The organism is Arthrobacter sp. zg-Y238 (genome assembly GCF_024385525.1).
In the GTDB taxonomy this organism is placed as follows: Bacteria; Actinomycetota; Actinomycetes; order Actinomycetales; family Micrococcaceae; genus Arthrobacter_B; species Arthrobacter_B jinronghuae.
In genome coordinates this window covers 94,556-106,973 of record NZ_JANFLU010000004.1, presented here as the reverse complement: position 1 = coordinate 106,973, position 12,418 = coordinate 94,556, and the positions used below count along the sequence as shown (strand labels likewise).

At 67.2% G+C, this 12,418-nt stretch carries 9 protein-coding genes and 1 pseudogene; 5 read left to right on the top strand and 5 right to left on the bottom strand.

Annotation, left to right across the window (positions count from 1 at the left end; translation table 11 throughout):
* Positions 1-81 precede the first annotated feature (81 nt).
* Positions 82-1,383, bottom strand: a complete 1,302-nt coding sequence (locus NNX38_RS04160) for an ABC transporter substrate-binding protein (protein ID WP_255796885.1) — start codon at positions 1,381-1,383, stop codon at positions 82-84.
* 636 nt (positions 1,384-2,019) lie between these two features.
* A pseudogene (locus tag NNX38_RS04155) lies at positions 2,020-2,682 on the bottom strand (VTT domain-containing protein); the annotation flags it as partial.
* A gap of 149 nt (positions 2,683-2,831) precedes the next feature.
* Here NNX38_RS04155 and NNX38_RS04150 point away from each other — a divergent pair.
* From NNX38_RS04150 to NNX38_RS04140, 3 genes are read left to right on the top strand one after another with little or no spacing between them, the layout of a single operon-like run.
* Positions 2,832-3,326 (top strand): hotdog fold thioesterase, encoded by a 495-nt coding sequence (locus NNX38_RS04150; protein WP_255796884.1) that lies wholly within the window; start codon positions 2,832-2,834, stop codon positions 3,324-3,326.
* Entirely contained in the window at positions 3,323-4,675 is a 1,353-nt protein-coding gene (paaK, locus tag NNX38_RS04145; RefSeq protein WP_255796883.1) for a phenylacetate--CoA ligase PaaK, read from the top strand. The genes NNX38_RS04150 and paaK overlap by 4 nt, the downstream gene beginning before the upstream one ends.
* A gap of 29 nt (positions 4,676-4,704) precedes the next feature.
* Positions 4,705-5,415: a TetR/AcrR family transcriptional regulator gene (locus NNX38_RS04140; RefSeq protein WP_304661483.1), complete on the top strand. Its 711-nt coding sequence runs from the start codon at positions 4,705-4,707 to the stop codon at positions 5,413-5,415.
* A 13-nt stretch (positions 5,416-5,428) separates the two neighbouring features.
* Here the strand turns inward: NNX38_RS04140 and NNX38_RS04135 are convergent, their stop codons facing one another.
* Positions 5,429-6,742 (bottom strand): MFS transporter, encoded by a 1,314-nt coding sequence (locus tag NNX38_RS04135; RefSeq protein WP_255796882.1) that lies wholly within the window; start codon positions 6,740-6,742, stop codon positions 5,429-5,431.
* Between the two features lie 206 nt (positions 6,743-6,948).
* On the opposite strand from NNX38_RS04135, the gene NNX38_RS04130 reads away from it, so the two are divergent.
* Positions 6,949-7,629, top strand: coding sequence for a CGNR zinc finger domain-containing protein (locus tag NNX38_RS04130; protein WP_255796881.1), 681 nt, complete (start codon positions 6,949-6,951; stop codon positions 7,627-7,629).
* 19 nt (positions 7,630-7,648) lie between these two features.
* Here NNX38_RS04130 and paaZ read toward each other — a convergent pair whose 3' ends face one another.
* Entirely contained in the window at positions 7,649-9,724 is a 2,076-nt protein-coding gene (paaZ, locus tag NNX38_RS04125) for a phenylacetic acid degradation bifunctional protein PaaZ (RefSeq protein WP_255796880.1), read from the bottom strand.
* 241 nt (positions 9,725-9,965) lie between these two features.
* On the opposite strand from paaZ, the gene NNX38_RS04120 reads away from it, so the two are divergent.
* Positions 9,966-10,925, top strand: coding sequence for an SGNH/GDSL hydrolase family protein (locus tag NNX38_RS04120; RefSeq protein ID WP_255796879.1), 960 nt, complete (start codon positions 9,966-9,968; stop codon positions 10,923-10,925).
* 63 nt (positions 10,926-10,988) lie between these two features.
* On the opposite strand, the gene NNX38_RS04115 is transcribed toward NNX38_RS04120, so the two are convergent.
* Entirely contained in the window at positions 10,989-12,371 is a 1,383-nt protein-coding gene (locus NNX38_RS04115) for an FAD-binding oxidoreductase (protein ID WP_255796878.1), read from the bottom strand.
* Positions 12,372-12,418: the final 47 nt, after the last annotated feature.

Sequence of the window (12,418 nt, the reverse complement as noted above, 5' to 3'; positions counted from 1 at the left end):
CTAACGTCCAAGGGGTATCGAAGTTTGGTTCCGGTGCCTGCGGCGCTCTACGCGGCCGCAGGCACCGGACGCCTGTGGATGCTACTGGAGCGCTTCTACTCCGGTGACGAACTTCTGCCACGAAGAGTCGGGGTCGTCGGACTTGAGGACGTCCACCCGGTCCAGCGCCTGCTGCATCGAATCATTGATGGCGAAATAGTTCTGTCCCTTGAACGGCGTCACGCTGACGGCTTCGGCCCGATCGGCGAAGATCTGACCCACCGGAGCGTCATTGAAGAATTCGTTTGTCGAACCCGTCAGTTCTTCCATTTCGTAGGCCTCGACCTGGCTGGGGAAGTTGCCCTTGGAGGCAAAGGCCTTGATCTGCTGCTCGGGAGCGGTGAGCCACTGAGCCAGCTTGATGGCCTCTTCCTGGTTCTTTCCCTGCGTGGGAACGGTCAGGTAGGACCCGCCCCAGTTGCCGCCGCCGCCGGGGAAGACGTTGGCGATATCCCAGCCTTCGACGCCGGCGGCGTTGCCCTCGATGCTGCCCAGCATCCAGCCCGGGCAGAAGGTGGTGGCAAAGGCACCGCTCTGGAAGCCGGCCTCGTAGTCATCGGACCACAACTGCAGATGCGCGGAGAGATCCTTGTCCACGGAGTTCTCGAGCACCTGGTTGTAGATGTCCTTCACCTCCGGGTTCTCGGTGGCTATGACCGTGCCGTCATTTTCCTCGTAGGCGTTCTCGACCTGGTTGATCATGCCCTGGTAGGCGGACATGGCGGAGTCGTACCAGGCGGCGTCGGACTTCGCAGTGAACTGTTCACCGATTTCGAAGTAGTGGTCCCAGTCGCCTTCGAGCAGCGCAGCCACTTCCTCGCGGTCCGTCGGCAGGCCTGCTTCGGCGAATAGGTCCGACCGGTAGCAAATAGCCTCGGGGCCGACGTCTGTGCCGTAGCCGATCAGCTTCCCATCCTCGGTGGTGGCGTCCTCGACCTTCCAGTCCAGCCAGCGGCCTTCCACCTCGGGGCTGGCCAGATCCGCGAACTGGTCCGGATACTGTTTGAGTTCCGGCAGCCAGTCCACTTCGATGCCCTCGATGTCGGAGAGGCCGGAACCGGCAGCGAGCTTGGTGTTCAGGTTGTCGCGGGCATTGTTGGAGGTGGCCTTCTTGTCGTGCACGATCTTGATGTTGGGGTTCGCCTCCTGGTACTCCTCGAGCAGCTCCTCGTAGCCCCACTCGTTGAAGGTGCTGATGCTGAGCGTGACCTGCCCGTCCCCTCCTTCGGAAGCTCCTTCGTCTCCCCCGCCGCAGGCGGTCAGGAGAAGGGCTGCGGCTGCAACGGATGCGGCAAGCGCAGGTCCGCGGCGTGCACGGCCGGCGGAAGTGGGTTTGGTACTCATTGCTGACTCCTTTGTCATAATCCGGGTGTCGAAGCACGAGTGTCCGCGATACCTCCGCGCCTTCCGTGCCGCTGCCTTACGGATGCGCCCTGCTGCCGAACCGGCGGCCAAGAAAAAATGGTGGGAGCGCTCCCACAAGCTCAGCCAATCGTGATGTGCGCTGAATCACAATGTCAAGTGGGAGCGCTCCCATACCGCAAAGAAAAACCGCCTCCACTGTGTAACCGCAGGTCAGCGGCGCGTTTCGGGCCTACGGTTATCCAATCGTTACCTCCCGCTCATGGCCGGAAAGCGCCTCGAACACAAAAAAGCCCGGACCAAATCGGTCCGGGCCTGCTTGCGCTGGACATCCTCCAGCAGGGTCGGGAAGAGCTACTCCGCCGCGCCGGCACCTTCCGCCTTCGGTTTCGGTGCCGCGACGCGGCGGCCTTCCACCGGGCTGGTGCGGCGGCCGGTGTGTTCGACGGCGTCGGCGTTGCGGCCGGTGTCAGCGGCACGGGCGGCGTCGGTGGTGCGGCCGGCGTCGGCATTGCGCTCCGATCCGGCCCCGGCTTCGGCTGCGGGAGCCGCGGCGTCACTGCCCTCCTCGCCGTCGTCCTCCTCGTCATCATCCTTGGTGACGGCTTTGTGGGACTGGCGCAGAACCTCAATGACAATCGGGATCACGGAGAGCACCACCACGGCCACGAAGATCAGGTCCAGGTTTTCCCGGACAAAGGGCACCCGGTCGCCGAGAACGTAACCCAAGAGGGTCACGCCGACGCCCCAGACGAACGCCCCCACGGCATTGAACGAAACGAACGCCTTGTAGTTCATCTGGGCAACGCCGGCCACCACCGGGGTGAAGGTCCGGACCACAGGGACGAACCGGGCCAGGATCACGGCTTTGCCGCCGTGGCGATCAAAGAACACCTGGGCGCGCTTTACATTCTCCCGCTTGAAGAGCCTGCTGTCCGGCCGGTTGAAGACGGCGGGGCCGGCCTTCCTGCCGATGTAATAGCCGGTCTGGTCGCCGACGAAGGCACTGATGAAGACCAGGATCGCCAGCAGCCACACGTTGATGTCGATGGTGCCCGTTGCCACCAGGAGCCCGGCGGTGAACAGCAGGGAATCCCCCGGCAGGAAGAAGCCGATCAGCAGTCCGGTTTCGGCAAACACGATGCCGCAGACCATCAGGACCACCCACGGTCCGAGGGCGGGGTCGGCAAGGAAAACCTGGGGGTCCAGCCACTCAGGCAAAAGGGAAGAAGTTGGAGGGCGGACAGGACCGGAAACGGCTGTGGCCGCAGAGAGAGTCACCTCACTAGGGTACGCCACGGCCTCCGGCCGGTCCCCGGCCGTCTGCAAGTTCAACCGCGAGCGGTCTGCTGACCGCAGCGGCCGGATCCTTGACAGCCGAACGCCCGGCGGGATTACCTAATGAACATTCGGTAAAGAAAAGAGGTTCCATGGCTGACACCGAGGTCCCCCGCGGCACATACCGCGCCCATCCTCTCCTGGTCGACGACGCCGCCTCGGCATGGATGGGCATCGATGTCCTGGCGATCGGCCCCGGCACGGCACGTATTTCGATGCTTCTCCGCCCGCAGATGGTCAACGGTTTCGGCATCGGCCACGGCGGGATGGTCTTCGCGTTTGCCGACACAGCCTTCGCCCTGGCCTGCAATCCGGAGGGCGGCGGGCCTGCCCGGGAACGGGAACAGATCACGGTGGCCGCCGGCGCCGACATCACGTTCCTGGCTCCGGTCATGGCGGGTGACCGGCTGACTGCTTCCGCCGAGCACCGTGCCGGCAACGGCCGCAGCGGCGTGTACGACATTGAGGTGGGGTCCGAACGTCCCGACGGGACCGCCGCCGTCGTCGCCCTTTTCCGAGGACGCTCGCGCACCATCCCCAACCCCGCCCTGACCCCGTCCGGCGTCCCAACCGAAAGCCGCGCATGAAAGCCACCTCCGCTCCGCTCAAGTCCGCCGCAGCCGATCCCTCGACACTGGACCCTGAGGAACTTATGAGCCGGGACGAGCTGGAGGCCCTCCAGCTGACACGCCTTAAGCAGACCCTCGCCTACGCGTACGATCGGGTTCCGCTGTACCGGCGCAAGTTCGACGACGCCGGCGTGCACCCCTCCGATCTGCGGGAACTGAGCGACCTGGCACGGTTCCCGTACACCACGAAGGAGGACCTGCGCTCGACGTATCCGTTTGGCATGTTCGCCGTCCCCCAGCAGCAGGTGGCCCGCATCCACGCCTCCTCCGGAACCACGGGGCGGCCCACCGTCGTCGGTTACACAGCCGGAGACCTGGAGCGCTGGAGCTCTTTGGTGGCCCGTTCGCTCCGCGCCTCCGGAGTGAAGCAGGGATACAAGGTGCACAACGCCTACGGCTACGGGCTCTTCACCGGCGGCCTGGGCGCGCACTTCGGCGCTGAGCGGCTCGGCTGCACGGTGATCCCCGTGTCCGGAGGGCAGACGGAGCGGCAGGTCCAGCTCATCGTGGACTTCGAACCGGATACCATCCTCTGCACGCCTACCTACCTGCTGGCCATCGCCGACGGCATGGCAGCCGCCGGCATCGATCCGCGGTCCACTTCGCTGAAGAACGCGGTCCTCGGCGCCGAGCCGTGGACCGAGGAAATGCGGCACGAACTCGAAACGCTGATGGATCTGGATGCGTGCGACATTTACGGACTCTCGGAAGTCATGGGCCCGGGCGTGGCCGGCGAGTGCGTGGAGAGCAAGGACGGCTCGCACATCTGGGAGGATCACTTCCTGCCGGAGATCATCGACCCGTTTGACGAGACCCGGGTCCTGGGCGACGGCGAACCGGGCGAGCTGGTCTTCACCTCCCTGACCAAGGAAGCGCTGCCGATCATCCGCTACCGGACGCATGACCTCACCCGCCTGCTGCCCGGAACCGCCCGGCCGTCCATGCGCAGGATGGGACGCATCACCGGCCGCAGCGACGACATGATCATTCTGCGCGGAGTGAACCTTTTCCCAACCCAGATCGAAGAAATCGCCCTGCGCATCCCGGCCCTGAGCCCTCATTTCCAGCTCGAAATCAGCCGTCCGGAACGCCTGGACGAACTCACGGTACGGATCGAGCGGCGGGAGGACACCTCGACGCCGGACTCGGCGGCGGCTGCGTTGGAACTCGCCGCGCAGGTCAAGATCCATGTTGGATCCTCCTGCGTTGTTGAGGTGGTCGACCCCGGGACGCTGGCTCGCTCCAGCGGCAAGCTCCGCCGGATCTATGACCTGCGGCGGAACACCGACGCCGTCCCGCCGCGGTGAACCGCCCGTTGACGTGGGAAAATGGCGCCATGCCTGCCGCCGCCGGAGCCTCCTCCGAACCTGCTCCCGTTTCCGCTGCCGATACTGAACCGGAGCAGACCGCTGCCGCCGTCGACCCCGTGTCCGTGCCCGCGTCCGGCCCTGCGTCCGGCCCGCGCCGCGGCCGTCCGGGATATGACCAGCAGACGGTGCTGAACGTGGCCGTAGACGTTTTCAACCGGCACGGCTACGAAGCCACCTCGATGGGGATCCTGGCCGAAAACCTGGGCATTACGAAGTCCGCGATCTACCACCATGTAACGTCCAAAGGTGACCTGCTGCGACTGGCACTCGATCATGCCCTGGACGGACTCGAGGCGGTGCTGGATGATCCAAAGGCTTCGGCCGGTGCAGCGGATGCACGGCTGGAATTCGTCCTGCGCGGCACCATCGAAGTGCTGACCGAGCGGCTGCCATTCGTCACCCTGCTGCTGCGACTCCGGGGCAACACCGACGTTGAACGCAGCGCCCTGGCCCGGCGCCGCGAGTTCGACCACCGGGTGGCCGGACTCGTGGACGCCGCCCGCAGCGAGGGGTCGGTGCGCAGCGACATTGATCCGCGCACCACCACCCGCCTGCTGTTCGGCACGATCAACTCGATTGTGGAATGGTACAAACCCGGCGGGCCGCTGCCCGCGCAGAAGCTCGCGGACAACATCATCACCATGGTTTTCGACGGGCTGCATACACGTCGGGCCTGACCCCCCACATGCGTTAAGCCGCGGCCACCGCGGGGATGGTGCGGAGCCGCAGGAAAGCCGGGGTGAGCATCGGCAGGGCAGAGAGCACCAGCCCGACGGCGCCGATCAGGACGCCGGCACGGATCCCCAGCGTTTCGCCGACGACGCCGGCAAGCAGGGCGCCCAGCGGAATCGAGCCGTACATCACCTGGGTATAGGCGCCGGCGGACCGCGTGAGTTCATCCCTGGGTATCAACTGCTGACGCATCGTCAGGGAGTAGATATTGGCGTTGCCCTCCCCGATGCCCCGCAGCAGCATGACCGCAGCAATGACAGCTGCCAGAGTCCACCCGGTGACCGGCCAGACCGGCAGCAGCAGCGGCACCGCGCAGGACAGCACCAGCGAAACGGCGAAGGCCGGACCCAGGCCTGCTTTGTCGGCCAGGCGGAGCGCTGTCAGGGTGCCGAGAAGGCCGCCGACACCGGCTCCGGCCAGCGCCAGGCCGTACGCACCAACACCGACGTCCTGCTGCTGCACCGCCCAGAGAATCAGGTTCAGCATCAGGATCTGTTCGGCCGCGTTATAGGTGGCCGCATGGACGGTCAAGGCGCGCAGATGGCGGTCACCGAACAGGATCCGCAGTCCGGTGAGGAGCGTGGGCCGCTTCTGCTGGACTGAGCCCGGAACCGCGTTCCGGCTTTCCTCCCCCGCAGGCATCGATGCCCCCGATGCGGGAGCCGCCGCAACGGAACGCTGTTTCCGGGGGCGGCTCGAAGCCACTCCTACAGCCGAAGCCAGATGTCCAAGCATGGTGGCGATCAAGGCGCCGGGAGCACCCACCGCCGAGACCAGCAGGCCGGCCAACCCGGGGCCGCTGATTTCCGTAACGGTTCGAGTGGCTTGGACGGCACGGTTGGCCGGCGCGAGGTCCTGATCCACAACGAGGGCGGGGACAAAGGCGAAGGCCGATAACCCGAAGATCAGGGCGCAACAGCCGCTGAGGAACGTGACTGCTGCCAGCAGGGGGACGCTGAGCCATCCCCCTGCCCAGGCCAGGGGAATCTGTGCCAGGATCACGCATTGGGCAATATCGGCCGCCACCATGGAGCGCCGCTGGTCCCTCCCCTGCAGGAGATGGCCGGCCACCAGCGAGAACAGCAGGTACGGCAGGGTGCCGGCTGCAGCGACAATACTGACCGCCGCCGGACCGGCATCGAGGGCGATGGCGGTGACCAGCGGGATCGCGATGCCGGTGACCTGGGCCCCGGCACTGGCAGCGCCCTGCCCCAGCCAGTAACGGCGGAAGCTGCGGTCGGTGCGCAGCAGCACCCAGCTTGGGTCCTTCACGCCGCGGCCTCCGGCTGCACGGCGCCTGCGGACGTGAAGGGCAATAATGAAGGCATGTGCCGGATACGGAGACTCGCTGCGGCGCGGAATCGCGCCAGGCCGTCGCGACGCCCAGAAGCCCTCAAGCGAGCTGATGCGTGCATAGCTGGGTCCCCCGTCGGTTTGTCCTCTTCCGCTGCTCCGGCATACGTTACCGGCAATCGACTATGAGCGGTAACACTCTTGAAGGGCGAATCCCCTCGGACAGCGGATACCCGGAGCCGGGCGGGCGCGCACCGGCCCCTGCTCCCCTGCGGCTCCTCCAGGTCTTCGTCAATACCGCTGACCGGGAGGCCGGGGAGGACGCCCTGGGCAACCCTGTTGATCTGGCGGACTGGCTGGCCAGCTACGGGCTGGTCGAGGCAGGCACCCCGGCTACGGCCGCCGATCTGGCCTTGGCGCTCGACCTACGGGAGGGGCTGCGCTCCCTCTTCCTCACGCACCACGACGGCGGGCACAGCGAGGGTTCGGACCACGACGGCGGCCACACGGAAGGCGCGGACGACGACGGCGGGCACCCGCACGGCGCTCCAGCACCCGACGTCGTCAACGGCCTGCAGCGCCTCGACCGTGCGCTGAAGCAGCTTCCCGTTCGGGTCGCGGTCTCCGGAGGGGTTCCGCGCGTCGAGCCGGTGCCTCAGCCTCCCGTGCGCACGGCACTCGCCCGCATCGGAGCCGTCCTGGTCCATGCCGATCCGGCCCAGCTGCAGCGCCTGAAAGCGTGCCGGCGGGACGTCTGCCGCTGGGTCTTCTTCGATAGTTCACGCAACCGCGGCGGAACCTGGTGCGCCATGGAGATCTGCGGCGCCCGCAGCAAGATGCAGGCCTACCGAAAACGGAATACCTAGCCCGACCCCCGCGAGGGACTTACTTCTCCACCAGGGTCAGCACGTCGTAGGTGGCCACCAGCTCGTCATTCTGGTTGGTCAGCACGGCATCCCATGCCACCTCGCCGTACTCGTCAGTTTCACGCGGCGTGATCTTCTTGGCGGTCAGCGTGACGCGGATGGAGTCCCCCGCGGCCACCGGCGTGAGGAACCGCAGGTTTTCCAGCCCGTAGTTGGCCAGCACCGGACCCGGTGCGGGATCCACGAACAGGCCCGCGCCCCAGGACAGCAGCAGGTAGCCGTGCGCCACGATGCCGGGGAAGAACGGATTCGCTTCCGCCGCTGCAGCGTCCGTGTGGGCGTAGAACGTGTCCCCCGTGGTTTCCGCAAAGGCGGCAATGTCCTCGAGGGTGACTTCGCGCAGGTCGGACCGCACGGCGTCGCCCACCCGCAGCTCACTGAGCGGCTTACGGAACGGATGTCCGGCGTCGAACCGGCGGTCCGCCCCCGGATGCCAGATACCGGTGAGGCTGGTGAGCATGTTGGGCGAACCCTGCACTGCGGTGCGCTGCATGTAGTGCCGCACCGCGCGGATGCCGCCCAGCTCCTCGCCGCCGCCGGCACGGCCCGGCCCGCCGTGTACCAGGTGGGGCACCGGCGAACCGTGCCCCGTGGAGCTCCGGGCGTCTTCGCGGTTCAGGAACAACACCCGCCCGTGGTGTCCGGCGATGCCGGTCAGCATTTCGCGGGCCACCTCCGGGTCATTGGTACAGACGGTTGCCACCAGCGACCCTCCGCCCCGCGCGGCCAGCCGGACGGCGTCGGCGACGTCGGTGTAGCCCACCACCGAGGCCACAGGCCCGAACGCTTCGATATTGTGCAGGGCATCCGCGTCACTGTCCGGCCAGGTCAGCAGCAGCGGTTCCATAAAGGCGCCGTCCGGCGCGGTTCCCTCGCTTCCGTCGGCGCGTACGACGTCGGGGGCGTCCAGCGATCCCAGCGCCAGCTGCGCGCCGGCCGCCAGCATCCGCTGCACTGCCTCCCGGACGCCGTCGAGCTGCTCCCGGGAGGCCAGGGCACCCATTGTCACGTTTTCGGCGTGCGGATCGCCCAGGACTACGCGCCCGCGGATGCGCTCCCCGGCGGCGGAAACCACGTCATTGACCAGCCCGGCCGGAACAATGGCGCGGCGGATGGCGGTGCATTTCTGGCCGGCCTTGGCGGTGATTTCGGTGACCAGCGAGCGGATGAAGGCGTCGAACTCGGGGGTGCCCGGAACGGCGTCCGGACCAAGGAGTGCCGCGTTCAGCGAATCCGTTTCCGCGGTGAAGCGGACGCCGCCGACGGCGATCTGCGGATGGGCGCGCAGGCGTTCGGCGGTGGACGCCGAGCCGGTGAAGGAGACCATGTCCCGGTAGTCGAGGTGGTCCGGGAGGTCCCGTGCGGAGCCGGAGATCAGCTGGACGGATCCGGCCGGAAGGATGCCCGAGTCCACGATCATCCGCATGGCAGCCGCCGTGATGTACCCCGTGGGGGTGGCGGGCTTGACGATGCTCGGCACTCCGGCGAGGAACGCCGGAGCCAGTTTTTCCAGCATGCCCCAGACCGGGAAGTTGAAGGCGTTGATCTGCACGGCAACGCCCGGGATCCGGCTATAGATGTGCTCACCCAGAAACGAACCGTCCTTGGCGAGCTGCTCCACGGCGCCGTCGACGATCACGGAGGAGTTCGGCAGTTCCCGGCGGCCCTTGGAACCGTAGGCAAACAGGACCCCGATCCCGCCGTCAATGTCCACCAGCGAGTCGGTCCGCGTGGCGCCGCTCCGCGCGGAGACGGCGTAAAGCTCCTCACGCTGCGCATTGAGGTGCATTGCGAGTTCCTTGAGGAGCAGGGCCCGCTGGTGGAAGGTGGATTTCCCCAGTTCTGCCTGCCCTACGGTTCGGGCATAGTCAACGGCGCCGGCGGTATCCAGACCCTCGCTGCTGACCAGTGCCAACAGCTCACCGGTGCTGGCATCGTGCACTTCGGTGCCGCGTGCCCCGGCGGGATCCGGAGTCCACCAGGCACCCCGGACGTAGCTGGGAACGGTTTCGACGTCGATGGCAGTTGCCGTCATTTCGGTGCCTTTCGAGACGGGAAGAAACCGCAGCCGCTCTCCTGCAGGCATCCTTGCCGCCGGATTACTGACCATGCGGTCGGTATATCGCCAGCCTAGCCGAAAGTGGTCCGGTCCACACCGGTTGGACTTTTAATACTGCCGCGGTGCCGCAACGGCGTACTGCTGTTGCCGCTGGCCCCTCCCTGCGCCAAACTTCTGCCCTCGAACGTTTGCAATACCCCCGCTAAGGAGCACGATGATGAGCCCCAAACCGTTGCTGTTCCGACGTCTGGCTGTCCTGGCCCTGACCACCGTCGCCCTTCTGGCCGGAGGCACTGCCCCGGCCACTGCCGGCGGCGCCCATGGATCCGATTCCCGCGGCGGGCACGGGCATGGAGGCGGGTACGGCGGCGGGCACGGGCATGGAGGCGGGTACGGCGGGCACGGTCAGGGGAACCGCAGTGTCGACTACGTCGCGTTCGGCGACTCCTATGCCTCCGGCGTCGGCGGCGGACCCGAGCTGGATGCGTGCCGCCGCACCGCGCAGGGCTACCCCGCGCTTCTGGACGCCCTGGACCGGGTGGAGCTGGACGGTAATGTCACCTGTTCGGGCGCCACTGCCCTCACCACCCCGCTCGACGCTCCGGTGGACCTTCCCGAGCAGATCGACGACGCCGCTGCCCGGGGTCTGCTGAATCGAAGGACGGACACCGTCACGGTGACCATCGGCGGCGATGACCTCCGGTTCGCTTCCGTGATACTCGCCTGTGCCGGGCCGCAGCTGCCGGCCACCTGTGCCCCGGCCATCGACTCCGCTGTCGCCTATGCACAGACCGTCCTGGCACCGCAGCTGGCAGCGGAGTTTGCCCGGATCACGGGACTGGCTCCGAGGGCAACCCTGGTGGTGACCGGGTATCCGTACCTGTTTGAAGCCGGAACCCCCGGACCGATCAGTACCGAGGCGCAGACTCTCCTGAACGAGGGAACCGACGCCTTGAACGCGGTCATCGCGGATCAGGTCCCGGACAGCGGGGTGTTCGTGGACGTCGTGGACGAGTTCGCCGGGCACGGTGTCGGTTCCGCCGATCCCTGGATCATCTTCGAGGGCGGCCCGTTGGACCTGCACCCCACGGAAACGGGTTACAGGGAGGGCTACACCGCGGCCATCCTCGAGGACGCAGGCAGCGAGTTCGGGGTCGGCTGCAGAGGACGGCGCTAGGCGCAGCGTTGGCAGCCCTCCCCGCCTTGCCTCCGCCGGCGGCCCGGGCTTCGGAAGCCGCTGTCAGGAGACCGGCAGCGGAACCGCGTGGCCGAACCGGAAGAGGTTCTGCGGATCGTAGGCGGCCTTGGTTGCCTGCAGCCGCGCGAAAACTTCCGCATCCCATGCAGGCTGGGCACCTGCCTCCGTGCGTGCCGGTCCGCGGAGGTTGACCAGCGCACCCGCAACGTAGGGGCCGACGACGACGTCGAGCCGATCCAGGGCCGCTGCTGTGGCGTCCGCAGCCGGCGGAACGTTGAGTCCCACGGAGTAGAGGTTGAAGCCTGCCTCCCGGCCGGACACCGCATCCTCGAACGGAGGATCCAGGGCCAGTGATCCGCCCATCAACCGGAGTTCCGTCATCATCAGCGGAGTATGCGATCCCGGCCCCACCTGGCCCAGCAAACCCGCCGCCAGTTCATCGGGCAACTCGGCCAGCAGGGTTCCGCGGTCCAGGCTGGGCACCGGTTCGTCCGGATCCATGTGGATGCTTCCCACTGCCCCGTAGTCCATCGGTCCGGCGGTATCCATGAAGGGCGCGGATACATGCCGCATGGGTTCCAGCAGAGTGTCGCCCTCTTCCCGGCTGCCGAACACCGCGAACCGCAGGTGCACCGGCGAGGTACCGCGCAGTTCCTCGGGCAGGAACGGGACGTCCGGCAGGTGCAGGAAGGCCAGGGACGCTGAAACATCCGTCGGCAGCTGGGGTGTCCAGGCGCGGAACGCAGCGAGGACCTCTGTGCCGGCATCTTCCGGGTACATAATGCCGCCGCCGTAAAACTCCCGGAACGGAGTCAGACCAAGCGTCATGGACGTGATGACGCCGAAATTGCCCTTGCCGCCGCGCAGCGCCGCGAACAATCCGGCATCTTCGGCGCTGCCTGCTTCGAGGTGCCTCAGACTGCCGTCGGGAGTGACAACATCCATGGCCTGCACATGGTCGCTGGCGAATCCCAGTGCCCGGCCCATCAGCGGCAGCCCTCCGCCGGATGCGTAGCCTGTCACTCCCACGGTTCCGGAGGAGCCGTGCGGGCCTGTAAGCCCCAGCAGCACGGTCTCCTCCAGCACCGCGCGCCAGCGGACGCCGGCGCCCACGGTGACCGTGCCGGCGTCGGGGTCCACCGCCAGGTCCTGCAGCCGGGACGTGTTGATCAGCAGGCCCTCGTCCATCGCGGCCGCGGCACCGTGGCCGGTCGCCTGGATCCCGACAGGGATACCGCGCTCAGCCGCCCAGCGGACGGCATTCTGTACATCCTCGACGCCGGCTGCACCGAGCACCGCATCGGGACGCTGGACCACCGAGGGGTTGAAGCCGGCAGTGTCGACGGCGAACCCCGGACCCCCGGGACTGTTCAGCGGGCCGTGGACAACCCTGCGGAGGGTTTCAAGGTCGGCATCCTGGATCATCTTCGACTCCTTGGCTGGGCAGGTGTCCGCGGCCGCCGGGTCCGCTG

Excerpts from the sequence above, each read along its gene's own strand:
- NNX38_RS04160 (WP_255796885.1), bottom strand. The coding sequence starts at position 1,383 with ATGAGTACCAAACCCACTTCCGCCGGCCGTGCACGCCGCGGACCTGCG.
- NNX38_RS04150 (WP_255796884.1), top strand. The coding sequence starts at position 2,832 with ATGGCTGACACCGAGGTCCCCCGCGGCACATACCGCGCCCATCCTCTC.
- paaK (WP_255796883.1), top strand. The coding sequence starts at position 3,323 with ATGAAAGCCACCTCCGCTCCGCTCAAGTCCGCCGCAGCCGATCCCTCG.
- NNX38_RS04140 (WP_304661483.1), top strand. The coding sequence starts at position 4,705 with ATGCCTGCCGCCGCCGGAGCCTCCTCCGAACCTGCTCCCGTTTCCGCT.
- NNX38_RS04130 (WP_255796881.1), top strand. The coding sequence starts at position 6,949 with ATGAGCGGTAACACTCTTGAAGGGCGAATCCCCTCGGACAGCGGATAC.
- paaZ (WP_255796880.1), bottom strand. The coding sequence starts at position 9,724 with ATGACGGCAACTGCCATCGACGTCGAAACCGTTCCCAGCTACGTCCGG.
- NNX38_RS04120 (WP_255796879.1), top strand. The coding sequence starts at position 9,966 with ATGAGCCCCAAACCGTTGCTGTTCCGACGTCTGGCTGTCCTGGCCCTG.
- NNX38_RS04115 (WP_255796878.1), bottom strand. The coding sequence starts at position 12,371 with ATGATCCAGGATGCCGACCTTGAAACCCTCCGCAGGGTTGTCCACGGC.